The 24562-nt window shown below is 64.3% G+C and carries 21 protein-coding genes, 1 pseudogene and 1 riboswitch; of the genes and pseudogenes, 14 read left to right on the top strand and 8 right to left on the bottom strand.

Annotated elements, in window-relative coordinates:
* Window positions 1-54: 54 nt before the first annotated feature.
* The 3 genes from ACT3TS_RS05510 to ACT3TS_RS05500 form a co-directional block, all read right to left on the bottom strand.
* Window positions 55-516 (bottom strand): hypothetical protein, encoded by a 462-nt coding sequence (locus ACT3TS_RS05510; protein ID WP_444530490.1) that lies wholly within the window; start codon window positions 514-516, stop codon window positions 55-57.
* A 203-nt stretch (window positions 517-719) separates the two neighbouring features.
* Window positions 720-2138, bottom strand: a complete 1419-nt coding sequence (locus tag ACT3TS_RS05505; protein WP_444530489.1) for an NAD(P)-binding domain-containing protein — start codon at window positions 2136-2138, stop codon at window positions 720-722.
* A 475-nt stretch (window positions 2139-2613) separates the two neighbouring features.
* Window positions 2614-3138, bottom strand: coding sequence for a hypothetical protein (locus ACT3TS_RS05500; protein ID WP_444530488.1), 525 nt, complete (start codon window positions 3136-3138; stop codon window positions 2614-2616).
* A 498-nt stretch (window positions 3139-3636) separates the two neighbouring features.
* Between ACT3TS_RS05500 and ACT3TS_RS05495 the strand changes: the two genes are divergently transcribed.
* Together ACT3TS_RS05495 and ACT3TS_RS05490 are read left to right on the top strand one after the other, a co-directional pair.
* On the top strand, window positions 3637-3957 hold the full coding sequence (locus ACT3TS_RS05495) for a putative quinol monooxygenase (RefSeq protein ID WP_444530487.1): 321 nt from the start codon (window positions 3637-3639) through the stop codon (window positions 3955-3957).
* A 130-nt stretch (window positions 3958-4087) separates the two neighbouring features.
* Complete coding sequence (locus tag ACT3TS_RS05490) at window positions 4088-4876, top strand: IclR family transcriptional regulator (protein ID WP_444530486.1); 789 nt, start codon at window positions 4088-4090, stop codon at window positions 4874-4876.
* A gap of 48 nt (window positions 4877-4924) precedes the next feature.
* On the opposite strand, the gene ACT3TS_RS05485 is transcribed toward ACT3TS_RS05490, so the two are convergent.
* Together ACT3TS_RS05485 and ACT3TS_RS05480 are read right to left on the bottom strand one after the other, a co-directional pair.
* Window positions 4925-6511, bottom strand: a complete 1587-nt coding sequence (locus ACT3TS_RS05485) for a GMC family oxidoreductase (protein WP_444530485.1) — start codon at window positions 6509-6511, stop codon at window positions 4925-4927.
* Window positions 6508-7086 carry a hypothetical protein gene (locus ACT3TS_RS05480; RefSeq protein ID WP_444530484.1) on the bottom strand — a complete coding sequence of 193 codons (579 nt, stop codon included), beginning with the start codon at window positions 7084-7086 and terminating at the stop codon, window positions 6508-6510. Before ACT3TS_RS05480 ends, ACT3TS_RS05485 begins: the two co-directional genes overlap by 4 nt.
* 325 nt (window positions 7087-7411) lie before the next feature.
* On the opposite strand from ACT3TS_RS05480, the gene ACT3TS_RS05475 reads away from it, so the two are divergent.
* A complete protein-coding gene (locus ACT3TS_RS05475; protein WP_444530483.1) occupies window positions 7412-8200 on the top strand; it encodes an SDR family NAD(P)-dependent oxidoreductase in 789 nt (262 codons plus the stop codon).
* A 100-nt stretch (window positions 8201-8300) separates the two neighbouring features.
* Here the strand turns inward: ACT3TS_RS05475 and ACT3TS_RS05470 are convergent, their stop codons facing one another.
* Window positions 8301-9938, bottom strand: coding sequence for an ABC-F family ATP-binding cassette domain-containing protein (locus ACT3TS_RS05470; RefSeq protein ID WP_444530482.1), 1638 nt, complete (start codon window positions 9936-9938; stop codon window positions 8301-8303).
* Window positions 9939-10123: 185 nt separating this feature from the next.
* Window positions 10124-10243: riboswitch (SAM riboswitch) on the top strand.
* A 37-nt stretch (window positions 10244-10280) separates the two neighbouring features.
* Between ACT3TS_RS05470 and ACT3TS_RS05465 the strand changes: the two genes are divergently transcribed.
* Entirely contained in the window at window positions 10281-10859 is a 579-nt protein-coding gene (locus ACT3TS_RS05465; RefSeq protein ID WP_444530481.1) for an OsmC family protein, read from the top strand.
* Between the two features lie 51 nt (window positions 10860-10910).
* On the opposite strand, the gene ACT3TS_RS05460 is transcribed toward ACT3TS_RS05465, so the two are convergent.
* Entirely contained in the window at window positions 10911-11936 is a 1026-nt protein-coding gene (locus ACT3TS_RS05460) for a LacI family DNA-binding transcriptional regulator (protein ID WP_444530480.1), read from the bottom strand.
* Between the two features lie 304 nt (window positions 11937-12240).
* Here ACT3TS_RS05460 and ACT3TS_RS05455 point away from each other — a divergent pair, with 304 nt between their 5' ends.
* From ACT3TS_RS05455 to ACT3TS_RS05425, 7 genes and pseudogenes are all read left to right on the top strand, one after another.
* Window positions 12241-13467 carry a sugar ABC transporter substrate-binding protein gene (locus ACT3TS_RS05455; RefSeq protein WP_444530479.1) on the top strand — a complete coding sequence of 409 codons (1227 nt, stop codon included), beginning with the start codon at window positions 12241-12243 and terminating at the stop codon, window positions 13465-13467.
* A gap of 62 nt (window positions 13468-13529) precedes the next feature.
* On the top strand, window positions 13530-14495 hold the full coding sequence (locus ACT3TS_RS05450; protein ID WP_444530478.1) for a carbohydrate ABC transporter permease: 966 nt from the start codon (window positions 13530-13532) through the stop codon (window positions 14493-14495).
* Window positions 14496-14504: 9 nt separating this feature from the next.
* Window positions 14505-15365 (top strand): annotated as a pseudogene (locus ACT3TS_RS05445) (carbohydrate ABC transporter permease).
* Window positions 15366-15433: 68 nt separating this feature from the next.
* On the top strand, window positions 15434-16222 hold the full coding sequence (locus tag ACT3TS_RS05440) for a ThuA domain-containing protein (protein ID WP_444530477.1): 789 nt from the start codon (window positions 15434-15436) through the stop codon (window positions 16220-16222).
* Window positions 16219-17358 carry a Gfo/Idh/MocA family protein gene (locus tag ACT3TS_RS05435; RefSeq protein WP_444530476.1) on the top strand — a complete coding sequence of 380 codons (1140 nt, stop codon included), beginning with the start codon at window positions 16219-16221 and terminating at the stop codon, window positions 17356-17358. Before ACT3TS_RS05440 ends, ACT3TS_RS05435 begins: the two co-directional genes overlap by 4 nt.
* A 250-nt stretch (window positions 17359-17608) precedes the next feature.
* Window positions 17609-17998: a VOC family protein gene (locus tag ACT3TS_RS05430; RefSeq protein WP_444530475.1), complete on the top strand. Its 390-nt coding sequence runs from the start codon at window positions 17609-17611 to the stop codon at window positions 17996-17998.
* A gap of 93 nt (window positions 17999-18091) precedes the next feature.
* Window positions 18092-18838, top strand: coding sequence for an N-acetyltransferase (locus ACT3TS_RS05425; protein WP_444530474.1), 747 nt, complete (start codon window positions 18092-18094; stop codon window positions 18836-18838).
* A gap of 276 nt (window positions 18839-19114) precedes the next feature.
* Here ACT3TS_RS05425 and ACT3TS_RS05420 read toward each other — a convergent pair whose 3' ends face one another.
* Window positions 19115-20323 carry a hypothetical protein gene (locus tag ACT3TS_RS05420; RefSeq protein ID WP_444530473.1) on the bottom strand — a complete coding sequence of 403 codons (1209 nt, stop codon included), beginning with the start codon at window positions 20321-20323 and terminating at the stop codon, window positions 19115-19117.
* A gap of 217 nt (window positions 20324-20540) precedes the next feature.
* On the opposite strand from ACT3TS_RS05420, the gene ACT3TS_RS05415 reads away from it, so the two are divergent.
* The 3 genes from ACT3TS_RS05415 to ACT3TS_RS05405 all read left to right on the top strand — a co-directional run bounded on the left by ACT3TS_RS05415 (window position 20541) and on the right by ACT3TS_RS05405 (window position 24514).
* A complete protein-coding gene (locus tag ACT3TS_RS05415) occupies window positions 20541-22391 on the top strand; it encodes an ABC transporter ATP-binding protein (protein WP_444530472.1) in 1851 nt (616 codons plus the stop codon).
* Complete coding sequence (locus ACT3TS_RS05410; RefSeq protein WP_444530471.1) at window positions 22391-24136, top strand: ABC transporter ATP-binding protein; 1746 nt, start codon at window positions 22391-22393, stop codon at window positions 24134-24136. The genes ACT3TS_RS05415 and ACT3TS_RS05410 overlap by 1 nt, the downstream gene beginning before the upstream one ends.
* 234 nt (window positions 24137-24370) lie before the next feature.
* Window positions 24371-24514 (top strand): hypothetical protein, encoded by a 144-nt coding sequence (locus ACT3TS_RS05405; protein WP_444530470.1) that lies wholly within the window; start codon window positions 24371-24373, stop codon window positions 24512-24514.
* Window positions 24515-24562: the final 48 nt, after the last annotated feature.

Raw genomic sequence — 24562 nt, 5'->3', positions numbered from 1 at the left:
GGCCTTCCTGCGCGGGCTCCGGTGCGCCACCATCCCAAGCCCTGCTGACAGGATTTATTTCATGCCGCCCTTGCGCAGGCCGGGCCTGGTGTAGCCCCGCGCCAGCAGTGCCAGGGCAATGGCGGCCACCATCAGGCCAAAGTCGCGCAGGGCGACGTCGTAGAAGCCGGAGTAGGTGAGCAGGTTCACGATGATGCCTGCCAGCCAGAGTGCCACCACATAGGCGGCGTAGCGCGGCCGCAGGATCATGGCAACGGCGGCGATGATCTCGACGATGCCAATGGCGATCATGGTCCCGTGCGCGCTGAACGGTGAGATGTTCTCGATCCACGGAGCCAGGTAGCTCTCCCAGTTGGCGAGGACGTTGAAGAACTTGTCCAGGCCCATGATCAGCGGGATCGCGATGAAGCCGACCCACAGGAGCAGGAACGCCGCGTAGGCGGGCTCGGTCTTGGCATGTGCCAAGGCTTGGGTGCTCCAGCCGGTGGACGGAACGGGGATTGAATGCGTTGCCATGACTCCTCCATCTAAAAACAGTACTTATGTTTTTAGAATGCGCCCGATCCGGCAACTTGTCAATGCCCGGTTCAACACCCGCAGTTGCAAAGCCCAACAAACCCTAGCGCAGCAATGGTGCCTTAAATGGGATCGCTATCGCACTCTGGTGCGATAGCGATCCGAAAAAAGCAGCCATTGCTGCGAGAGTGATCCGGGAAGTGTTACTTGCTGCCAACCTGGTCGCGGCCGGTGAGCCCGCCGGTGAGGGCGGAAAGCGTGGTCGTGTCCACGTCCTGCGACGGGCCGTTGAGGTAGCGGCCCAGCGAGTCGTCCATGGCGTTGAGCCAGCGGGTGTGGTGCCTGGTGGCCATGGTGCCGGTGACGACCGAGCGGTGGACCATGTCGCGGTAGCCGAGGATGTCGGTTTCCTTGTGGTGCATCCAGTCCTTGAACAGCTGCGAAACGGCGTCCAGGTCGAACGGCGGGTAGTCGGTGGCGGCAATGAGCTCGCGCAGGTAGTCCGACTGGAAATCAGCCTCGGCGTTGTGGTCCGGCAGCGCGGCCTGGCGTTCAAGCCAGAGCTGGATGTCGGCGTCGCGCTTGGCCGGTGTGGGCAGCTCGATCGCCCCGGTCATGACGTCGCGGACGTACCAGGCCTGCGCGTCAAACATGTTGAACGTGTAGTACTGGTCCTGTGCGCCAAGGTAGAACAGGTTGGTGTTCTGCTGCCACACGACGCCCTTGTACAGGTTCGCCGGGTAGAGCACGTTGCTGGACTTCAATCTCAGCTCGCCGGGCAGGAACGGGTACTTGTGCTGGTAGCCGGTGCAGAGCACGACGGCGTCAAACTCGCCCTGGGTGCCATCGCTGAAGTGCGCCGTGCTGCCGTCAAAGTGGGTCACAAGCGGGCGCTCAACCGTGTTCTCGGGCCAGTCGAAGCCCATGGGGCCCGAGCGGTAGCTGAACGTGATGGACTCGGCACCCATCTTGTGGGCCTGCATGCCGATGTCTTCGGCGGAGTAGCTGCTGCCGATCATGAGCAGGTTCTTGCCGGCAAAGCGCTCCGCGCCGCGGAAGTCGTGAGCGTGCAGGACCTCGCCGGGGAAGCTGTTGATGCCCTTGAACTCAGGGACTGCGGGGAAGGAGAAGTGGCCCGTGGAAACAACCAGCTTGTCAAAGACATGCTCGGTCGTGGTGCCGGTGGCCAGGTCCTCGACGGTGAGGGTGAATTCCTGGGTCTCTTCGTTGTACGTGGTGTGGCGTGCCACGGTGTTGAACTGGACGTACTTGCGAACGTCGGACTTTTCAACGCGGCCCTTGATGTAGTCAAAGAGAACTTCGCGCGGCGGGAAAGATGAAATGGCGCGGCCAAAGTGCTCATCAAAGGAGTAGTCGGAGAATTCCAGGCACTCCTTGGGACCGTTGGACCACAGGTGGCGGTACATGCTGGAGTGCACGGGCTCGCCGTTCTCGTCCAGACCTGTGCGCCAGCTGCTGTTCCATTGGCCGCCCCAGTCGTTTTGCTTTTCAAAGCACATGATGTCGGGGATTTTGGCACCGTTCTGGCGGGCTGATTCAAAGGCCCGCAACTGTGCCATGCCGCTCGGGCCTGCACCAATGATTCCGACTCGCAATGTCATGCTGCTCTCCTCGTCATTTGGATCTAGTGTGTCTGTGACAAGCGACGCTTCGAATCCACGCTCAGCGGCAATTGGTCATCGGGTGCACCGTACAGGTGCCTCCGTGGCGGAGCGTCAGGGCGCAAAATGCGCGGCGGCAGATATGACTGCGGCAAGGAGGCGGATGGCCGCCCGTGGTCCTGCGGAACTTATGCGCCAGTGGCGCGGTCCGGAACCGGGGTGTGGTGCAAGACTGCACCAGGATTCGTCAAGCGGTTTGCCGCAGATCCAAAAGGGGCAGCAAACCTGTTAACAAGTGCAACATTTTAGCGAACGTAAGTCAAAATCAGTTGATTGGTTAGCTCAGCTAATGTGTTGCCGGATTATTGCTCCAAAGGCGCCTCCGGGGTCGCTGTGTGCGGGGCCGAGAATCGATCCTGCAGCTGGTGGGCAGGGACCGTGGAAGCACTCAACGGCCGCGCCTCTTCGGGCCTCCTCAACTGTCAGATGCGGCTGCCGGTTCGGCGGAGCGCTGGCCCTCTTTCAAGGCTGTTGTTGGCCGCGACGCAGCCTTGTTGAGAAAGAAAAATCCGATGACGACCAGCATCGTCACATGGACGGCGGGGCTGTTGCCGCCTGCTTCCAGCCACCCTCGCCACCACGGCGAGAATCCATCGTCAAGGCCGTTCACGGTGTAGTCCATGGACAGCAGAACAAGAGTAATCGCAACTTGTACAACAGTCGCGGCGCAGAAGCTCAGCCGAAGAATCAAGAGCGGGCGAGCTTTTATGCGGCTGCGGAGCACTGGACTCAACGCAAAAATGACGAGCGCGCTCAACACTGCGATGGCGGAGAGCTGCACGAGCGCCGGGCCAGGCTCAGTGACTGCTGCGAGCTGGTTGTCCAGTCCGAAGACAGCTCCGCCGTTAATGCCGATTTTTTGTATAGTCAGAATGCCGACTCCGGCAATAAACAAAGCGCTTAGCACCATGCCCACTAGTGTCACAATCAAATTTTTCACTCGAGCCTGTTCATCTCCTGAGAAAGCAACTGAATGCTCAGTAGTGTTTTCATTACACCGATTCACGTGTCGTGACACAGCTCGGGATGGACGTTCCTCGAGCCGAGTTTGGTGCGGCGGTGCAGAAATGAGTGCCGTTTTGTGCAGTCAAAATATGCCAACGACCATTTTCTTGTTGGCAACCCTAGCCTGCCTCGACGTGGCATTCAAACGCCTAAAAATGATGGACGAATTGGCTTGCAATAGAGCCCACGGATGAGCCGGAGCTGCTAATCTCAGCTTTTCCGCAGCCCGGGTGCCCGGCCTGGTGTGACCGTCCTTCCCGACGATGGCCTGCGGAGTCCCCTCCGGCCTGGACCCGCGTGCAGGGCAGTGCCTGCCTTCATTCTCGCCCACCGAGAACACCCATTGGCTGGCGGGCAGAGTACCGGTGAGACTTGGCGGACAGCACGCCTTGTCGGGGACGGCGAGGCGTACCACCACCGGAAGGAACCCACCGTGATATTCATCGTCGTCAAGTTCAACGTCAAGCCCGACTGGTCTGACCGCTGGCCCGAGCTGACCCGTTCGTACACCGAAGCCACCCGTGCCGAGCCCGGGAACCTTTGGTTTGACTGGTCGCGCAGCCTGGACAATCCGCACGAGTACGTCCTCGTCGAGGCCTTCCAGGACGACGCCGCGGGTGACCATGTGAACAGCCCCCACTTCAAGCAGGCCATGCTGGACATGGCCCCCGGGCTGGTCGACACTCCCCGGATCGTCAGCCGCCAGATCGACGGCGATGCCTGGGACCGCATGGGGGAACTGGAAATCAACTGACGACCGCCACGGGGCCGGGAATTCCGGTCCCGTGCATCGACCGCCGTCGGTGACGGCCGGCGCGGCTCCATGGGGTGGACGCCGGCCGCCACAAGTTGGTAATCCCATGCGCCGGGGACAAGATGGGAGCATGGGACAAAACGATTCACTGACCGGCCTGGCCTCGGTCCAGAAGGCCTTCGCGCTGCTGGATGTTGTTGCCTCCCACCACCGGGGAATGTCAGCCAAGGAGATCGCAGCCGAACTGCAGATGCCGCTGCCCACCGTTTACCGGCTGCTGAAAACCCTGGTCGCCTCCGAGCATCTGGTCCATCTCAAGGACGAGAGCCGGTTTGGGCTGGGCTATAAGCTCCACGCCTTGGACAAATCACTGCGTCGGCAGGTCGGCACGCCACCGTCGGTGGCGCGGCTGGTGCGTGAACTGCATGTGCGGGCCGACGCTGCCGCCTACTACGCGGTCCACCGCGGTGAGGACATCGTCGTTGCGCATGTGGTGGAATCCCCGACCCGGCCAAGGATCACCCCCATGGGCTTCGGATTCAACGACGCCGCGCACGCCACCGCGTTCGGCAAGGTGCTGCTGGCAGCCATGGACGCCGACCGCTGTCGAACCTACCTGCAACGCCACGGGATGCCGAGCATGACGGCAGCCACGATCACAGATCCGGTACTTTTCGACGCCGAGCTCGAGGGGGTGCGTGCCTCAGGCATCGCCGTCGAACGCGAGGAGTTCATCCGCGGAGCCTCGTGCATGGCGGCCCCGGTGACCACGGCCGCCGGGCAGACCGTCGGGTCGGTGGCCGTGTCCATGGATCCGTCTGACTTCCACGCACGCTCCGAGGAAGTCTCCGTGCTGCTGCGCGATGTGGCTTCCCGTGTCAGCCGTGCACTGCGCGGCACCCCGTTGCTTGGGCGATAGCCGCCCGGGCAGCGGGATGCCGGCCCGTCGTTTGGTGGCCGCCCCGCGTTAGAGGGCCGAGCTTGCCATCTGGTCGACGATGTATTCGGCCTGGCGGATCGCCAGGGCCACGATCGTCAGCGTCGGGTTCGCCGCGGCACTGGTGGTGAACTGTGAACCATCGGAAATGAACAGGTTGGGCACGTCGTGTGTCTGCCCAAACGCGTTGACGACCCCATCCTCGGGCCGCTCGCTCATCCGAGCCGTGCCCATGTTGTGGGTGGAAGGGTACGGCGGCGTGCGGTGGACCGACGTCGCCCCAACGGCCTCGTAGAGCAGCGACGCCTGCTGGTAGCCGTGGTCGCGCATGGCGACGTCGTTCGGGTGGTCGTCGAAGTGCACATTGGGCACAGGCAGCCCGAGCCGGTCGGTGACCGTCGTGTTCAACGTGATCCGGTTCGACTCCTGCGGCATGTCCTCGCCGGTGATCCACAGCCCGGCGGTGTTGACGTAGTTGTCCAGCAACGCCGTGAAATCCGGGCCCCAGGCTCCGGGTTCCACGAAACTGGCCAGAAACGCCGGTCCGAGCGAGATCATCTCGAGATAGTAGCCCCCGGAGAAACCGCGCTCGACGTCGTGGCGTGCTTCGTCGGCGATCATGCCGGCCATCGTCTCGCCCCGGTACATGTTCACCGGCTGGTCGAACTTCGCGTACACCGAGCCGGTCGTGTGGCGCATGTAGTTCCGGCCCAACTGCCCCGAGGAGTTGGCCAGCCCGTCAGGGAACAGCGGAGACGAGGAAAGCATCAGCAGGCGCGGCGTCTCGATGGAGTTGCCCGCGACCGCCACGACGCGTGCCTTCTGGCGTTGGACGTTCCCGTCGGCGTCGATGTAGACGACGCCGTCGGCGCGCCCGTCGGGTGTGTGGGTGACCTGCACGGCGTGGGATTCCGGACGCAGGTCCAGCAGCCCGGTGCGCAGCGACTTTGGAATCTCCGAGACCATCGTGGACCACTTGGACTTGTTCTTGTCGCCTTGGAAGTTGAACCCGTCCTGGAGTGAGGCGGGCCTGCCGTCATAGGGTTCGGCGTTCGTGGCGTAGGGGCCGGTGGAGTAGTGCCGGTAGCCCAGGCGCTTGGCACCGTTGGCCAAAACCTTGTAGTTGTTGTTGGCCGGCAGCGGCGGGCGGCCGTGCCGGTGGGTGCTGCCCATTTTCTGCTCGGCCCGGTCGTAGTACGGTTCGAGGTCGGCCAAGGTGATTGGCCAGTCCAGCAGGTTTGCTCCATCGATGCGCCCATACGTGGTGCGGGATTTGAATTCGTGGGCCTTGAACCGCGGGGTGGCCCCGGACCAGTGGGTGGTGGTGCCGCCGACAGCCTTGACGATCCACGCCGGCAGATTCGGGAAATCGCGGGCGATGCGCCAGGACCCTGAAGTGGTGCGCGGGTCCAGCCACGCCATCTGGTTGAAGGCCGCCCACTCGTCCTGGTGGTAGTCCTCGTTCTTCAGGTTCGGGCCTGCCTCGAGCAGGACAACTTTGGCTCCCTTGCCGACCAGCTCGTGGGCCAGGGTGCCGCCACCGGCACCGGAGCCGACGATCACCACCACGGAATCGTCGTCGTATTCAAAGCGTGCTGAGGTTTCCTCGGTGCTCATCGTGTGCGTCCTTCCTGGATAATTCCGGTGTCCTTGAGCAGATTCCCGACGGGTTCAAAGCCTTCTGCGGGGGTGCAGCTTGCCACCTTGTACGGCAGCGGGCCGATCTGGGGTGCGGGCTCGGTGCATTCCTCGATCCGCGGTTCGGGCAACCAGGCGAGGTCGTTGAACCCGCGGTTGACGTAACCGCCCTTTGAATACGACTCGCCCTCGTAGCCCAGCGCAGTGTGGACCTCCGGGTCGTCATAGAGGTTGAGCACCACCGTTCGCCGAATGAAGGCAAAGAACTCCAGGTCGGCGATGCGCTTGAGCGCGGTGATGGCCCGGTCTTCGGGCAGATCCAGGAAGTGCTCATCCGTGAGCGTGTCCAGAGTCGCCAATCCTTGGATGAGGGCCATCCGGAACCAGCGTGATTCCTCGGACGCCTCGATGATCTTTTCGGTCATCCGTTCGTAGGGGCCGTCCGGGAACTGCGGGTGCGGGAACGAGACCCGGATGATCCGGGTCAGGATTCTGCGCGCCTCGTCGGAGAGCTCCAGGGCGTTGAGTTCCGAGTATTTTGCGGGAAACACCATCGTTGTCACCTCGGTTGTTTGGGGTCAGGCCAGGTCAAGGCCCGCGGGCACTGGCTGGCACTGCCATCTCCGGCTCAGAAGCCTTACACCAAGTGTGTGTCACACATCACGCCATGACCAATGGCTGTTATCGACTGGTGAGAATGCCTGTGTCGTCGCCTGCTGGCTGGATCGGTGGCGGGGCGGGGCGTGCAGTGTTCGCCCCCTTTATCACTCTGCGATAAGGGGGCTGTCCAGGGTGTGATCCAAGGCACAGGCTGGTTGAATCGGGCTGCCTGATCCCACCGCCGCCCAGCCCGAGCGGCCACCATCAGGAGGAACCACCATGGAAGCAACCACTTCACGCGTCGCCTTGATCACCGGAGCCGGACGGGGCATCGGGCGGGCCATCGCCGAACGACTGGCCGACGACGGCCAGGACATCATCGTCGCCGACGTCCCCGGTGCCCAAGAGAACATCGATGCGGTGGTTGCCGCCATCGAACAGCGCGGCCGTCGTGCGGTCGGCGTCACCGGTGACGTCTCCAATCCAGCAGACATCGAGCGGATGATCCAGCAGGGGACGGACGCCCTGGGTGACTTGACCGTGTTCATCGCCAACGCCGGCATCGCCCAGGTTGACGAGATCCTCGACGTCAAGCCTGAAGCCCTGGACCGGATGATCGATGTGAACATCAAGGGCGTCTACTACTCCTACCAGTCGGCTGCCCGCCGCTTCATCGCACAGGGCACGGGCGGGAAGATCATTGCCGCAGCGTCCATCGTCGCCTTCAGGCCGTTCCCGGTGTTGGCGTCCTACTCGGCAACCAAGTGGGCGGTCCGCGGACTGACCCAGGCTGCGGCCATGGAGTTTGCCAAGCACAACATCACGGTCAACGCCTACGCGCCGGGCGTCGTGGGCACGGCCATGTGGGACCTCATCGACGAAAAGCTCACCCAGCGGGACGGCACTCCGCGCGGCAGCGCACTGCAGGCACAGGTGGACAACATCCTTGCCGGCCGGGTCTCGGAGCCGGAGGATGTCGCCAAACTGGTTTCGTTCCTTTCCGGCCCGGATTCAGACCACATGACGGGCCAGACGGTCCTCATCGACGGGGGCATCAACTTCTCCTGATCCGGCACGACGCGTCCGTGGCGGCACGGCAATGCCAGCCGCCACGGGCGCCGGCTTCATCGTCCCTGCCAAGCAACGCCGGGCAGCATCCGGAGCGCGGCTACAGCTCCAGGACCCGGCCGTCCTGCACGGCCCAGCGGGTGTCGAGTCGGACGTTTTCCAGCAGCCGGCGGTCGTGGGTGACAAGCAGCAGCGTTCCCTCGTAGCTCTCCAGCGCTTCCTCAAGCTGCTCGATCGCCGGCAGGTCAAGGTGGTTTGTTGGCTCATCGAGCACGAGCACGTTGACGCCGCGGGCCTGCAGCAGCGCCAGCGACGCGCGGGTCCGTTCGCCGGGGGACAGGGCGCCCACGGGGCTCGTCACCTGGTCCGCCTTCAGCCCGAACTTGGCCAGCAGCGTGCGGACCTCGCCCTGGTTCAGCTCCGGAACCAGGCCCTCAAAAGCTTCCCCCAGAGGCATCCCCTCGGGGAACTGGCTGCGTGCCTGGTCAATCTCGCCGATGGCGACGTTGGCGCCCAGGGAGGCAACGCCGTCGTCCGGGTCAGTGCGGCCCAGCAGGAGCCGCAGCAGGGTGGACTTGCCCGCACCGTTGGGGCCCGTGATGCCAATGCGCTCGCCGGCGTTGACCTGCATCGAGACCGGCCCCAGCGTAAAGCCGCCCTGCCGCACCACCGCCGCATTCAAGGTGGAGACCACGGTGCTGGAGCGCGGTGCGGCGCCGATGCTGAACTGCAGCGCCCACTCCTTGCGCGGTTCCTCAACCTCATCGAGCCGCGCGATCCGGGACTCCATTTGCCGCACCTTTTGGGCCTGCTTTTCGGAGGATTCGCCGCTTGCCTTGCGGCGGAGCTTGTCATTGTCGGGGGCCTTTTTCATGGCGTTGCGCACCCCCTGCGAGCTCCACTCACGCTGTGTCCGCGCCCGCCCCACGAGGTCGGCCTTCTTGTCGGCAAACTCATCGTAGGCCTCGCGGGCGTGCCGCTTGGCGATGGCACGCTCCTCGAGGAACGAGTCGTAGCCGCCGTCGTACACGGCCACCTTGTTTTGCGCCAGATCCAGCTCCACCACCGAGGTGATGGTGCGGGCCAGGAACTCCCTGTCATGCGAGACCAGCACGACGCCGCCGCGCAGCCCCTTCACGAAATCCTCCAGCCGCGCCAGCCCGGCGAGGTCCAGATCGTTGGTGGGCTCGTCCAGAAGCACGACGTCGAAGCGGCTCAGCAGGAGCGCGGCTAGGGCAACGCGGGCGGCCTGCCCGCCGGAGAGTCCAGTCATGGGCGCGTCCGGATCCACCTCAAGGCCAAGTTCGGCCAGCGTTGCCGGAATGCGGTCGTCGAGGTCCGCTGCCCCGCACGCGAGCCAATGGTCAAGGGCTGTGGCGTACGTGTCGTCGGCGGCGGAGTTGCCCGAACCAAGCGCCTCTGCGGAGGTTTCCATGTCTTCGGTGGCCTGGGTGCAGCCGGTGCGCCGGCCGATGTAGGCGGCAACGGATTCTCCCTTGATCCGCTCATGTTCTTGTGGCAGCCAGCCGACAAAGGCGTCCTGCGGGGCGGTGCTGACGGTTCCGCCCTGGGGCGTGGCCGCCCCCGCCAACAAGCTGAGCAGTGTCGATTTGCCGGCACCGTTGGCGCCCACCACGCCAATCACGTCGCCGGGGGCCACCGTGAAGGAAAGGTTGGTGAACAAGGTGCGGTGTGCGTGGCCTCCGGAAAGGTCCTTTGCGACAAGTGTTGCGCTCATGAATCCATCTTAAGTTGCTTCCGGGTGTCCGCCGGACGGCAGTGGCGTGCGTCTCGCACTCCCAAGGCGACGGCCGGCTGGTGGGGGAGTGCCCGGCGTCGTGCTTGGGACTGCCTTGGACATTGTTGCCGCATGTGACGGATGGCTTGGGGCGGGGTGTCCGCGGCGGGCAGACTGACGGACAGAATCAAGAGCTTCGACCATGCGGCCCTGGCCGGTCGGGCGGCAACCCTCGCAACCATGGTGGGGTGCCCCGGGTGAGGATTCGACGCCTCCGGCACCGGCCGTCGGCGTAAGTATGGCGCGGTGCGCGGCACTCGCCTCGACGCAAAGGAAAACACCATGAGCGAAGCAACCCTGACCGATTCACAGCAGTCCGGCGCGCAGCAGACCGGCAACATCGACGGCGCCGCGGAGCGCTCGGTCCGGTTCGGCGAGGCCGGCGCGGCCTGGGCCCAGCGGATTGGCGCCAATCCGGACAACGGGAAACTGACCTACAAAGTGGCCGGGGTTGGGGTGGGCTCGGTGGCCACGCGCATCAGCGCCGGCAAACACCAGTTCACCGTGGACGAGCCCGCCGCACTGGCCGGGGACGACACGGCCGCCAGCCCGGTCGAGTACGCGCTGGGCGCGGTGATCTCCTGCCAGGTGGTGGTGTACCGGTTGTACGCCGAGCAGCTGGGCATCCAGGTGGACGACATCACGATCCATGCCGAGGGCGACCTTGACGTGCGCGGACTGTTCGGCATCGACGAAGCCGTCCGCCCGGGATTCAGCGACATCCGGCTGGCCGTCAACATCACGGGCCCGGAAACGCAGGAACGCTATGACGAACTCGCCCGCACGGTGGAAGCACGCTGCCCCGTCCAGGACCTGTTCAGCAACGCCACGCCGTTCAGCACGGTGATCACGAAGATTTAACGCGAGCCTTGGCCGGGGTTGGGGCCAGGGCCCCTGCCCCAGCGCCTGCGGTCAGCGCTTTTGCTTCGGGGCCGGCCCCATGGTGGCGCCGGGAGAATAAGCGCACCCGATCAACAGCTGCGGGAGTGGATCGTCCTTCTTGTCGATCTGGTCTATCAGTGTGTCAACACCGAGCCGACCGAGCTCGTCCGCCGGGGAAGCGAGGACGGCCATTTCCGGCTCGGACATGCTGGCCGTGTCCAGAGACGAGGCCAGGGCCAGCACGGAAATGTCCTGCGGCAGACGGTAACCGGCCTTTTGCAGCCCGGCGACAAAGCCGGGGCCCGCATGTTCATTCATCATTAAAACGCCCGTGGCGTCCGGGTGGCTGGCGGCGAACTCCGCTGCCAGCACGCGGCCTCCTGCCGACGACTGCAACCCGCTCATGATGGCTCCGGCAAGTCCGCGCTGGGCCGTGACTTCGCCAAACGCCTTGCGCGTCCTTGCCACCGGCCCATACCCGCCGAGCAGCTGGTTGCCGACACCGCCGTCGATCAACACCAGATCCGTGTGGCCCAGCGCGGTCAGGCGGTCAACGGCGTTCTCCACAGCGGATTCAAAGTCAACGTCCACAAAGGGGATGCCTGTGGTGTCCCGAGTTCGGCCAATCAAGGCAAAGGGGACGTTGCTGCCGGAGAGCTCGGCCACGCGGGGGTCGTCAAGCTGCACCTCCATGAGCACCACGCCGTCCACCAGGCCCGACGAGGTCAGCTCGGTGACGGCCTCGGCGTCGTTGCTCATGGGCCACAGCACCAGGTTGTAGCCGCGCTGCCTTGCCTGATCAGCGGCGCTGGTAAAAAACTGCACCGACGTGGGTGAAAAACGGTGTTGCAATGCCGGGTACAGCAGCGCCAGTACATGAGTCCGGCCCCTGGCCAGGGCGCTGCCGACGGCGTTGCGGCGGTACCCGAGGTCCTTCATCGCCCGTTCCACCTTGGCGCGGGTCTTGGGTGAGACGGGCTTTGAATTGTTGATCGTGAAGGAAACGGTCGCCAACGACACATTCGCCAGATTGGCCACGTCCTGCATGGTCGCCATGCTGCTCCTCCCAGTCGCTCTTGGTCAAAGCTGCCTCACCCAACTTTAGTCACATTCTGCTGCATGAACGACATAAAGTAAAGCGCTTTATTTTTCCTTGACAAGGCAGCCTCGATGCGGGCATGATCAATGTCACAGCCGCAAGTAAAGCGCTTTACTGCGAGTCGGTCCCGGCACTCTCCGGGGCGGACGACGGCGACACAGCCCTCCGGCATTCAAGTCCAGGGCCGCCGAGTCAGATCGAAGCGCTTCGACCACCGCACCACCGCACCACCGCACCACCACAACGAGCAAAGGAGCTACCGTGAAGATTCAAACTAAGACCCGCATGACCAAGTTCTTGGCCATCGCAGCCATCGCCCCGTTCGTCCTGACAGCCTGCGGAGGCGGGGGCGGCAGCGCCTCCGGTGACGGGTCCACGCTGACCCTCATGGACTACTACAACAACGATCCGGACAAGGCCCTGATCCAAACGGCCATTGACAAGTGCGCAAGCGAGATCGGTGTCACGATCGACCGCGAAGTGGTGCCCGGCAAGGACCTGATTCAAAAGGTGTTGCAGAAATCCTCCTCCAAGACCCTGCCCGACATCTTGATGCTGGACAATCCAGACCTGCAGGAGATTGCCTCCACCGGCGGACTGGCCCCGCTCAGCGACTTCGATGTGGACACCTCCGGTTTCGCCCAGGGCATGCTTGACGCCGGAACGTATGAGGGAGACGTCTACGGGCTGGCGCCCACAGCCAACACCCTGGGGCTCTTTTACAACAAAAAGATCCTGGCCGACGCCGGGCTGACGCCGCCCATAACCTGGGACGAACTCAAGACAACGGCCGCGGCGCTGACCCAGGACAGCCAGTTCGGCGTCGCCTTCTCGGCCATTGCCACGTATGAGGGCGCCTGGCAGTTCCTGCCGTTCATGTGGACGAACGGCGGCAGCGAGGCAGCGTTGGACTCCACGGAAAACAAGGAAGCCCTGCAGCTGTGGAAGGACCTCGTCGACAGCGGCGCCGCCTCCAAGAGCGTCATCAACTGGGGCCAGGGCGATGTCAAGGACCAGTTCATGTCCGGCAAGGCGGCCATGATGATCAACGGGCCGTGGCAGATCCCCGCCCTTAGTGCCGATGAATCGCTGGAATGGGGTTCGGTGCAGGTCCCAGTGAACAAGGCCGGCCAAACACCGATCGCACCCCTGGGCGGCGAGATGTGGACCATCCCGCAGACCGGCGATTCGGCCAAACAAGCCAAGGCTGCTGAGTTCATCAGCTGCTTCACCGCCGATGACACCCAGCTGTCCCTGAGCACCGACCGCTTCACGGTGCCGACCAAGCCGGAACTGGCGCAGGAGTACGTGGAGAAGATGCCGGACATGGAGGCCTTCACCGAGCAGATCGCCAATGCCCGGTCCCGCACGGGTGAGCTGGGTGCCGAATGGCCCAAGGCTGCCACCGAAATTTACACGGCCATCCAGCTCGCATTGACGGGCAAGGCCACTGTGGACGAAGCGTTCGCCCAGGCTGCCAAGGGCTGACGCCCACCCCACATCGTTGCCGGCTCCGCCGCCCTTGCGGCGGAGCCGGCGGAAAGGCCCCCATGACTTCCCTTTCAACAGACTCACCGGCACGGGCTGATCAGGCCGGTGCACGGGCGGAGGCGCCCCGGCGCAAGCCGCGAAACCGTTTCTTCGCCAACGAAAGTTTTGCGAAGCTGCTCTTCGTCATCCCTGCCGGGCTCTACATGCTCCTGTACTTCGGGTACCCGGTCGTCAAGAACATCATGATGAGCCTGCAGGACTACACCACGAAAACGTTCTTCACCGGTGAGGCGCCTTGGGTGGGGATCGATAACTACCTGACGGTCATCAATTCCAACCTGTTCGGCCCGGCCCTGCTCAACACGGCACTGTTCACGATTGCTTCCATCGCCGGGCAGTTCGTCATTGGCCTCGCCCTGGCCTGCTTTTTCAACCGCCGTTTCCCGTTGAGCGGCTTCCTCCGCGCCATGCTGTTGCTGCCGTGGCTGCTGCCGTTGATTGTTGCCAGTGCAACGTGGCGGTCCATTCTCGACCAGGACTCCGGCGTGCTGAACCAATTCCTTGGCACGTTTGGGATCCCCGCCATTCCGTGGCTGACCAGCCCGGATGTGGCACTGATCGCCGTCATCCTGGTCAATATCTGGGTAGGCATCCCCTTCAACGTCACCCTGCTTTACGGCGGACTCCAGGATATTCCGGTCGAACTCTACGAGGCGGGAGCCCTCGACGGTGCCACCGGGTGGAAAGCCTTCCGCCACATTACCTGGCCAAACCTTCGCCCGGTGGTCAGCGTGGTGCTGATCCTGGGCGTGGTCTACACGATCAAGGTTCTGGACATCATCCTCGGACTGACGAACGGCGGACCCGCCAACGCAACCCAAACCATTGCCGTGCGTTCCTACCAGGAATCCTTCGTCAATTTCGAATTCGGCGTGGGCGCCGCATTCTCCAACATCTTGATTCTCATTTCCCTGATTTTCGCCGTCATCTACCTGCGGGCAAATCGCCGCGCCGTCGATGAATAGGAGAACCCCATGACCACAGCACAGCTCAAGCGTCCTGCCGTCCGTGTGACGGCTCTGCGGCGGCGCGCCATCCGAACCCGGGCCTCCACCCTCCTGGGCATCTTGTTCCTGGCCTTCATGTTGTTCCCCATCTACTGGATGGTCAATGCGTCCCTGCAGCCGTCGGGCAACACCTTGTCAGCGGACTTCTTTCCATGGAACCCGAGCTTTGCCGGCTATGAAAAGGCCATTGCCGACCAAGGCCGCAATCTGCTCACCAGCTTGATCATTTCGCTGGGAACGGTGGCCGTCACGCTGGTCATCGCAGCACCCGCTGCCTACGCCTTGGCCCAGTTCAAGTTCCGGTGGATCAGCTGGGCGCTCCTGGCCATCCTCATCGCCCAGATGATTCCCGGCGTCGTCATTGCCAATGCCTTGTATGCCGCCTACAACGACCTGGGACTGTTGAACTCCATCCCCGGGCTGGTCCTGGCCGACGCCACCCATGCCATCCCCTTCGCCATCTTGATCATGCGGGCGTCGCTGAAGAGCATTCCGGATTCGATCATCGAGGCGGCCAGTGTAGACGGCGCCAACCAGCTCCGGGCATTTGAATAGATATCACTGCCGATCTCCAAGAACGCGCTCATCACCGCGGGCCTGTTCGCCTTCCTGTTCGCGTGGAGTGACTTCCTGTTCGCACTGACCTTGACCACGACCGATGAAATTCGTCCCGTGACGCTGGGCATCTACCAGTACCTTGGCACCCAGGTCTCAAACTGGAGCGCCGTGATGGCCACGGCCGTGTTGTCCTCACTGCCGGCCATCGTCCTGCTGGTGGTGGCACAAAAGTACATCGCCGCCGGCGCGACAGGCGGGGCCGTGAAATAGCCACGCAACACCAGCCGCCGGCAACCACCCCATGTTCCCTGCACCACCATGTAAAGGAAAACGAAAAAATGACTGGACTGACCAGCCCCGAAACCCCCATCAAAGTTGTTGTGTGGGGAGAAAACCGGCACGAACAAGTTGAACAAAAAGTCCGGGACCTCTACCCGAACGGCATGCACAACACCATCAAGGAAGGGATCGAAGAAAACCTGGGCTCCGGTGTCCAGGTCAGCACCGTGACCCTTGACGATCCCGACCATGGTTTGACCGAGGAGGTTCTCGCCGCCACCGACGTCCTCGTCTGGTGGGGCCACGCTGCGCACGCAGAGGTCTCCGACGAGGTTGTTGAGCGCGTGCACAAGCACGTCTTGGCCGGAATGGGCCTGCTGGTGCTGCACTCCGGGCACTGGTCCAAGATCTTCGGCAAGCTCATGGGCACCTCCTGCACCCTGCGCTGGCGCTCGGAGCAGGACCGCGAAATCGTGTGGACCGTTGACCCGACCCACCCGATCGCCCAGGGCGTGCCACATCCGTTCATCATCCCGGCGCAGGAAATGTACGGCGAGTTCTTCGACGTGCCGGCACCGGATGAGCTGATCTTCCTGTCCACCTTCACCGGCGGCGAAGTGTTCCGCTCCGGCATGACCTGGCGCCGGGGATTTGGCAAGATCTTCTTCTTCAGCCCCGGCGACCAGGACTTCCCGGTCTACCACCAGCAAGAAGTTCGCAAGGTCATCGCCAACGGAGTCCAGTGGGCCAGAACCCTCCGCCCGGAACGCGCCGAGCCCGTGCTGCTGCGCTATGACAGCGAAGACTTCCACAACGGGCGCGGATACCAGGGGGCGATGTCCAATTGAGCACTTTTGCCACTGTTCATGCGCCGGGCCCGCTCCGCCTGGTCCAGGTCGGTGCCGGCGGCATGGGGAAGGCCTGGCTGGACACGATTGCCGCCAACCCCGACGTGGAACTGGTCGGCCTGGTTGACCTGAACATGGACACCGCCAATGAGGCGCTCGCGGACAAGGGGCTCACGGGCGTGGTGGTGGGGACCAGCGTCGGCGAGGTTGCCGCCGCAACTGGTGCTCACGCCGTCGTCAATGTGACGGTGCCCGTGGCGCACCATCCCGTCAATGTTGAGGCCATGTTTGCCGGCCTGCCGGTGCTGTGCGAAAAGCCGGCTGCACCAACTGTTGCCCAGGCGCTGTCCCTGGCCGCCAGCGCCGAAGTCAGCGGCCAGCTGTTGATGATCAGCCAGTCCCGTCGCTACTTCAACCCCCTGGCCCAGCTCAAGGCGGTCACCGCAGGGCTGGGTGACATTGGTGTCATCACCACCGAGTTCTTCAAGGCCCCGCACTTTGGCGGCTTCCGCGAGGAGATGGACCATGTGCTGCTCGTGGACATGGCCATCCATCCGTTCGACGCCGTCCGGCACCTTACCGGGCAGGAGCCGGTCAGCGTGTACTGCGAAGAGTTCAACCCGGCCTGGAGCTGGTACAAGGCCGACGCCGCTGCTACCGCCATCTTTGAGTTCGCCGGTGGCCTGCGCTATGTCTACTCAGGCTCCTGGTGTGCCGATGGTGCCGAAACGTCCTGGAACGGGCAATGGCGCGTGAATGGTGCTCGGGGGACTGCGCTGTGGGATGGGGACCACACCCCGACAGCCGAGGGGCCCGACGGGGCGGCGCTGGAGATTCCTGCCGCTGCCGGGGGCCCGGAACAGATCGCCGGATCGCTGGCCGAGTTTGTTGCAGCGGTGCGCAGCGGTGTGGTCCCCGACGGGGAAATTCACTCCAACATCCACTCGCTCGCCATGGTGGAGGCGGCCGTGCAGTCCGCCGAATCGGGGCAGCGGGTGCGCATTGACGACGTCATCGCCGAAGCCTACTCACAGGCGCTGGACGCCGAGAAGAACGCTGCGGTGAAGGCTGCGCTCACCGGATGGGGCTCGCCGCAGCTCCGGTTCGCGCGGCGGGCGGATGCCGTCAGCCATTAGGCGGGGTCTGCAGCGTGGGCCACTGGCCGGGCGGGAGGGGCGAACCCTTCCTGCCCGGCCGCTGGGTGCAAGCCCAACTCCGGCCTTCCGTTCTGCAAGGTGTGCCGGCAGCGTGCGCGGACTGCTGCGAATCCCAGACTGAACCATTGCCGCCCCGGCACCATTGCCGCCTCGACGGATCCGCGGGTTGCCGCAGTGCGTATTCGTGGCCGTTGTAGAGTCGGAGTAGATCGAGAGGCTCGGAGGAATCATGAGATTGCACCACGTACAGGTGTCAATGCCCCACGGCGAGGAAGCCCGGGCGCGGTTGTTCTACGGCGGGGCGTTGGGGATGACCGAGGTTGAGAAGCCCGCATCGCTTGCTGGGCGAGGCGGCTGTTGGTTCCGATCCTTCGAAGGCGTCTCGGTTGTGGCGGAGATCCACGTGGGCGTCGAAGCTGGCTTCAGTGCGGCCCAAAAAGCACACCCCGGACTCATCGTGGCATCCACGGCCGAACTGGAAGATCTGGCCGCGAAAATCCAGGCGGCCGGCTTTGCTCTCTCTTGGGCGGAACGACATACTTTTGAGGGTTATGAGCGGTTTCATTGCCGCGACCCGTTCAACAATCGGGTTGAAGTACTCTCACCGGTCACGCAGTAGCTCTCCCGCACCAGCGGAATCAGGCGACCGGCTTTTTGGCTTGCACGGCAGCATCCAGGAACGGGGTTAAGAATTGGCAGATGGAGTCGAAGCATGGAAATGACTGTGGTCACGCTGGCCGAACGTCCGGATTTGATGGATGAGATGTGGTCCTTGCCCAACACTTGGCCGACGTTCATGCGCCAGGATCCGATCGGCAACCTCTACTACGGCAAGTTGGCGGAGTCATTCCCGGAACTTCAGCTCCTTGCACTTGACGAGCAGTCGACAGTGATCGGGAAGGTTCACAGCGTCCCCATGCAGTGGGACGGGTCCTTGGGCGGGCTTCCCGATCGCGGCTGGGATGCTGTTCTGGAAAGGGCGTTCGGTCCCAATTTTTCTGCGGCGGAATGTCATGCAGCCTCGCTTATTGAGGCTTTCATTGCTCCCGAATATGCCGGACGAGGGTTGAGTGGCAAGCTGCTGCTTGCGGCTCGGGACAATGCGGCAAAATTGGGGTACCGGGATCTTTTGGGACCAATCCGGCCTACCGGGAAGACGGATTTTCCGCATGAGGCCATGGATGACTATGTTGCCCGCGTCAACGGGGAAGGACTCCCTGTTGATCCTTGGCTGCGAACGCACGTCCGTTTGGGCGCAGTGGTGATGAAGGTCTGCCCGGTGGCGATGACGATCCCAGGAACGCTGGCGCAGTGGCGGGACTGGACCGGCTTGGAGCTGGCATCAAGTGGAGCGGTGGAGGTCCCTGGTGCGCTGAACCCTGTCCATATTTCGGTGGAACATGATCATGGCGTTTATGTTGAACCCAATGTTTGGATTCGTCACCAGTTGGCGGCGTAGCCCGTTGGCAGCAGGCGTTGGGTGCGTGGGGCTACGCGCATCTCGGCGGACAACTTGCGCTCAACGCCTACAGTGGGCTCTTCCGCTGACTCGGTCCCACGCGCTTTGGCTGGGCCCGCAGAAGTCCGTGCCCCTGGCGTCAAAGCACGACGTCGGACGCAGCCGCCCGGTCCAACCCGCCACAACTGCGCGAGCGTTCGTGAAAAACCAGCCATTGCTGCGAGAGCGTTCTCCGTGGTGCCGGTGGTGCCGGTGGTGGGGCGGTGCGGGGTGAGGCTACAGTCCGGGATTCTCGGCAGCTTGCTCGGTTTCCAGCCGGGCAAGCTTCGCGTCGTAACGTGACTGCCGGCGGCCCTCCAACATCAGCTCAATCCAATAGGCGCTTTCCCGTGCGCCGTCAAAGCAGGCAATCAAGGCCCGGACTGCCTTGTTTTTCGGGCGTGCCGACAGCCGAAACTCCAGAGGCGTCATGTGGGCGGACTGGGGCTTGCGGAAAATGAGCAGAAGGGACGGTGCCAGCCACAGGAAATAGCCCGCCAGGGAATGGAGCACCCGCTCGTTTTGCGATGCCGACACCGCCAAGGGGCTGACCACTGCCAAGGCCACCACGACCAGCAGGACCAGCGAATAGCCCAGGCCCACACCGGGGTGGGGATTGCTGCGGTACAGCGAAACTGCCAGGGCCGTGAGAGCGGCGGTGGCAACTGCCAGCAGGATCAAGGCCACCGCGGAAAGTGCCAGCAGCAGGGGTGAAAAGCGACTGTTCAGGAGCAAGGGAACAAAGGTGAACACGAGCCCGCTGCCAGCCCACCACAGCACCAGCCGCACGGTCTTGCTCGGATCCACGCGGATCCGGTTCCTGGCCGACACGCCCCACATGCGTTCCCAGCGGTGGGTGTGCAGGCGCATGGCCGTGGTGAGGTGGAATTCGTCAATCTCCCGCTGCACCGCCGCGTCCCGCTGGCGGACCACGGAGAAAATGACAAGCATCAGGCACAGCATGCCGAGGAAGAACTTGGGGCCCGAGTCCGGATCGGCCGGCAACAGGAACACGTTGTGCAACGCCATCCACATGGTGGCGGCAGCGGCGATCCCCACCAGCAGCGTCAGGAGCTCCAACAGTTCGTCCAGGGCCATGACCTGGACCTGGTTGGCCATGCCCAGGGGATTGCGGCCGCTAAAAACCAACGCCACCAGGATGGTGGCCGTGGCGCCGGCGATCCAGCCCAGCGCGTCAAGGCTGAAATCGAAAATGTCAGGGGTTGTGAAGGGGGCCAACACCCGTTCGCTGAAACGGGCCCACACGACGTTCAGGTCCCCAAAGGAGGAGACAATGGCCGAATCTGCGGGGTGGTGGATCTGGAGAATGAGCAGGCACATGAGCCAGCCCAGAAACAACAGCGTCAAGATCTGTCGGCGCTGGCTGCGTTTCTCCCGGTGAAATTCACCGATGCCAAGCACTGTATGTTCATGTTGTGCAGCCAACGGTCTCCCCTTGATTGTCCCTGTCCGGTGATCCTAGCCGAGCAGGCGCAGGCAAAGTGGTTTCACAGTGGAATTACGCCGTTATGTGCGTTAGTGTAACTACTTGTGAGATAGATAACGCAGCCACCCCGCCCCGCGCCGATCGCTCCGCCCTGCAGGCGGATTGCCGGATCGCGCTTGTTACGCCTGCCAATCCCCCATTTGTTAGAAGGCCGTAGTGCGCTCGTTTCCTTACAAACCCGCCAAGAAGCCCGACCTCCGCTCGCCCGGACGCTACCTGCTGTGGCTGGCCGGCGCCCAACGCGGCACGCTGCTGCTGGGCATCATGTACGGCACAATTTGGACCGTCTGCCAGGCACTGACCCCCTACATTCTGGGACAGGCGATCGACCAGGGAATCCTGCCCGGCAACTTTTCCCGGCTCACCGGCTGGGTGGGCTTGCTGGTGGGGTTGACCATCGTCCAGTCGGTCTCCGCCACGCTGCGCCACCGCGCCGCCGTGAGCAACTGGATGCAGGCAGCCTTCCGCTCCGCGCAGGTCGTCGGACACAAGGTGACGCGCAGCGGCGATGCACTGCCGCAAAAATTTTCCACCGGCGAGGTCGTCTCGACCTGTGCCTCCGACGCGATGCGCATCGGCGAGATCTTTGACGTGGCCGCCCGACTGGCCGGATCCGTGGTGGGCTACCTGCTCGTCTCGTTCCTGGTGTTCCAGTCGTCGTGGCAGCTGGGCCTGGTGGTGCTGATCGGTGTGCCGCTGTGCGGTGCGGCGATGTTGTTTGTGATCCGCCCGTTGCAGCGGCGCCAAAAAGCACAGCGCGAGGCTGCCGGGCAAATGACGGCGCTTGGCGCCGACACCGTGGCCGGGCTGCGTGTGCTGCGCGGCATCGGCGGCGAGCACATCTTTGTTGAGCGCTACCGGGAACGCTCGCGGGAAACGCAGCTGGCCGGCAACAAGGTGGCGTATTCACTGGCCGACCTAGACGCCGCACAGGTCTTCGTCGTCGGCGTTTTCAGCGTCGCGTTCACCTGGATTGGTGCGCTGCAGGCCGTGTCCGGACAAATCGAGGCCGGCCAGCTCGTGGCACTTTACGGGTACGCGGTCTTCCTCGTCTCGCCCATCCGGACCGCCGCCGACGCCGTCTCCCGCCTCATCCGCGCCCAGGTCGGAGCCAAGCGCATCATCGATGTTTTGGCCACACCCTCCGCCGTGCACGACGCCGAGACAACCGTCCCTGCCCCGGCCTCACCGAGCGCCTTGCTTGACTCGGTTTCAGGCGTGGTGGTTGCCCCTGGCGGGCTGAGCGCCATCGTCTCGGACGACCCCGCAAAATCGGCCGACCTGGCCCGCCGGCTGGGGCGCTTCGAGGACGCGGTGCTGCGCGAGGCGGAGGTGCGCTGGGGAAGCGAAGCACTGCACATGATGCCGCTGCGCGAGGTGCGCTCACGCATTGTGGTCTCCGACGCCGAACCCCAGCTGTTCACGGGAACACTGCGGGAGGAACTGGACCCTGCCGGAAACCACACCGACGCGGAAATTATGGCGGCCATCGACGTGGCCAGCGCCGACGACGTGTTTGACGGCCTGGAACACGGGCTGGACGACGAAGTGACGGAAAAGGGCCGCAGCTTTTCCGGCGGCCAGCGCCAACGCCTGACACTGGCCCGGGCCGTGCTGACGGAGGCCGAGGTGCTGGTGTTGATTGAACCGACAAGCGCCGTTGACGCCCACACGGAATCCCGCATCGCCACAGCCCTGCGCCGCACGCGCGGGACGCCGGAGCAGACAACAGTGGTCGTGACAGCCAGCCCGCTGTTGCTGGGTGCCATGGACACCGTGGCGTTTCTGCAGGACGGGGCGCTGCTGGCGCAGGGCACCCACCGGCATCTGCTGGACACTGTTCCGGGCTACCGCAAGGTGGTGATCCGCGGCGAGGGCATGGACGGTCATGCGACCCCGGCGGAGGCAACGCCCAAAGCAACCACCCCGGAGGCAACGGCCGGTGCCAACGCTCGGGACGACGTCGAACTTTTGGACAACAGCAGCACACACGGAGGGGGAAACTAATGGCTGAGACAAAGCTGCCCGTGGCGGATTCCGCCGAGGTCAAGGCCGAGGGGCTGCGGCTGATGCGCATGCACAGCAGGCCGCTCGCCGGTGTAGTGGGCCTGTACGTGGTGTCGGCCATTGCCGGGCTGGCCGGGCCGTTCCTGCTGGGCCGGCTCGTGGACGCCATCAGTGTTGGCACCACCACCGGGTTCGTTGCCGCAGTGGCACTGGGCCTGGCCGGATTCGTGCTTGTCCAGACGGTGCTGGCCCGGTGGGCCCGGCGCAAGGGCATGGTGCTCGGCGAGAAGGTGTTTGCCCAGCTGCGCGAAGAATTCATGGAGCAGGTCACGTCCCTGCCGCTGTCCACGGTGGAAAAGGCCGGCACCGGCGACCTGGTGTCCCGCACCACCAATGACGTTGAGTCCGTCTCGCACACGGTCCGCTTTGGCGTGCCGCAGGTGCTGGTGTCGGTGGCGACCATTGCGCTGACGGTGGCCGCCGCCCTGCTCACCAGCCCGCTCGTGGCCGTGGCGCTGCTGGTGGGCCTGCCCCTGCTGGTGCCCGTCACCCGCTGGTACCTCCGACGCGCCACCCCTGGATACCTGGCCGAGCGGGAAAGCTACGCCGGGCTCAACGGATCAATCACCGAGACCATCGAGGGCGCCCGCACGGTGGACGCGCTGAGCCTTGGCCAGCACCGCCGCGACCGGATCGATGCCGCCCTGCGCAACTGCTTTGAACGCGAGAAGTACACGCTGGGCCTGCGCACCGTGCTGTTCCCGGTGGCCGAATTTTCCTTCTGGCTCCCGGTCGCCGCGGTGCTGCTGTGGGGCGGCTGGCTCTCCTCCCAGGACCTGGTCACCACCGGCATGGTCGCCACGGTTGCGCTGTACGCCATGCAGCTCATTGACCCCGTGGACACGCTGATCATGTGGATCGATGAGATCCAGGTGGGTGCCTCCTCGCTGGCCCGCATCGTGGGCATCCGCGACGTCAAGGCGGACCGCACGGCCACGGACGCCGTCCCCGCCGACGACGAACTGGTCGTCGACAAGGCCCGCTACGCCTACCGTCCCGGCCACAACGTGCTGCACGGCATCGACCTCACCCTCCGGCCGGGCGAGCGGCTGGCCATGGTGGGTCCCTCAGGTGCGGGCAAGTCCACCCTGGGCCGCCTGCTGGCCGGCATTCACGGCCCCACCTCCGGCTCCGTCACGGTGGGCGGGGTGCCGCTGGTTGACCGTCCGCTGGACGAGCTGCGCGGCGAGGTTGCCCTGGTCACGCAGGAACACCACGTGTTTGTGGGCACCCTGGCCGACAACGTCCGCCTGGGCAAGGCGGACGCAACTGACACCGAGATTGAAAAGGCACTGTCCGACGTCGGCTCGCTGGCCTGGGTGCGTGCCCTCCCCAAGGGCCTGGCCACCGAGGTTGGCTCGGGTTCGCACACGCTGACACCGGCCCAGGCGCAGGAGCTCGCGCTGGCCCGGCTGGTGCTGGCCGACCCGCACACGCTGGTGCTGGACGAGGCCACGTCGCTGATTGACCCGCAGGCCGCCCGCGATTTAGAGTTTTCGCTCAGTGCCGTCCTTGAGGGGCGGACGGTGGTGGCGATCGCGCACCGGCTGCACACAGCGCACGACGCTGACCGGGTGGCCGTGGTGGAAAAGGGCCGGATCTCGGAGCTTGGCTCGCACGACGAGCTGCTGGCACAGGACGGCTCCTACGCCGCGCTGTGGAACTCCTGGCGCCAGGACGCCTGAGGCCGGCGGATTCGGCGGGCCCGGACCCCTCGCGGGCAGTAAGATTTCCTCGGCCGCGGGCGGCCTCCGAAATCCATCCCCGATCCGGGGCCCGGACCCGCTGGCCAGGCCGGCTCCCACGCGGGCAGGGCGCGGCCCTTTTGGCGGTGTGGAAATGGGCGTAACGTTCAAGGAGGGGACGCGTTGGACCGGCCGGCCCGGTGCGTAGCGACTTGGAAGCACAAGGAGTTCACCATGCCTGACAAACAGCCGCACCACCACGAACACAAGAAGGTCGACAAGGGGCACGCCATCAAGGCCAAGCGCGCGGAGAAGAAGGCCCGTGGCGCTGCGAACGAAGCCGAAGATCCCGTCGCGCACATCACGAAGAAGCGGTAACAGCCAGTCCCGCCGACAGTCGGCTGCCGGCCGCAAGCCTCCGGCCGG

This window comes from Specibacter sp. AOP5-B1-6 (genome assembly GCF_052376555.1).
Lineage (GTDB): Bacteria > Actinomycetota > Actinomycetes > Actinomycetales > Micrococcaceae > Specibacter.
This window is presented reverse-complemented; position numbering and strand designations above follow the sequence as displayed.

Excerpts from the sequence above, each read along its gene's own strand:
- ACT3TS_RS05510 (WP_444530490.1), bottom strand. The coding sequence starts at position 516 with ATGGCAACGCATTCAATCCCCGTTCCGTCCACCGGCTGGAGCACCCAA.
- ACT3TS_RS05505 (WP_444530489.1), bottom strand. The coding sequence starts at position 2,138 with ATGACATTGCGAGTCGGAATCATTGGTGCAGGCCCGAGCGGCATGGCA.
- ACT3TS_RS05490 (WP_444530486.1), top strand. The coding sequence starts at position 4,088 with ATGGGACAAAACGATTCACTGACCGGCCTGGCCTCGGTCCAGAAGGCC.
- ACT3TS_RS05485 (WP_444530485.1), bottom strand. The coding sequence starts at position 6,511 with ATGAGCACCGAGGAAACCTCAGCACGCTTTGAATACGACGACGATTCC.
- ACT3TS_RS05480 (WP_444530484.1), bottom strand. The coding sequence starts at position 7,086 with ATGGTGTTTCCCGCAAAATACTCGGAACTCAACGCCCTGGAGCTCTCC.
- ACT3TS_RS05475 (WP_444530483.1), top strand. The coding sequence starts at position 7,412 with ATGGAAGCAACCACTTCACGCGTCGCCTTGATCACCGGAGCCGGACGG.
- ACT3TS_RS05470 (WP_444530482.1), bottom strand. The coding sequence starts at position 9,938 with ATGAGCGCAACACTTGTCGCAAAGGACCTTTCCGGAGGCCACGCACAC.
- ACT3TS_RS05465 (WP_444530481.1), top strand. The coding sequence starts at position 10,281 with ATGAGCGAAGCAACCCTGACCGATTCACAGCAGTCCGGCGCGCAGCAG.
- ACT3TS_RS05460 (WP_444530480.1), bottom strand. The coding sequence starts at position 11,936 with ATGGCGACCATGCAGGACGTGGCCAATCTGGCGAATGTGTCGTTGGCG.
- ACT3TS_RS05450 (WP_444530478.1), top strand. The coding sequence starts at position 13,530 with ATGACTTCCCTTTCAACAGACTCACCGGCACGGGCTGATCAGGCCGGT.
- ACT3TS_RS05440 (WP_444530477.1), top strand. The coding sequence starts at position 15,434 with ATGACTGGACTGACCAGCCCCGAAACCCCCATCAAAGTTGTTGTGTGG.
- ACT3TS_RS05430 (WP_444530475.1), top strand. The coding sequence starts at position 17,609 with ATGAGATTGCACCACGTACAGGTGTCAATGCCCCACGGCGAGGAAGCC.
- ACT3TS_RS05425 (WP_444530474.1), top strand. The coding sequence starts at position 18,092 with ATGGAAATGACTGTGGTCACGCTGGCCGAACGTCCGGATTTGATGGAT.
- ACT3TS_RS05410 (WP_444530471.1), top strand. The coding sequence starts at position 22,391 with ATGGCTGAGACAAAGCTGCCCGTGGCGGATTCCGCCGAGGTCAAGGCC.
- ACT3TS_RS05405 (WP_444530470.1), top strand. The coding sequence starts at position 24,371 with ATGCCTGACAAACAGCCGCACCACCACGAACACAAGAAGGTCGACAAG.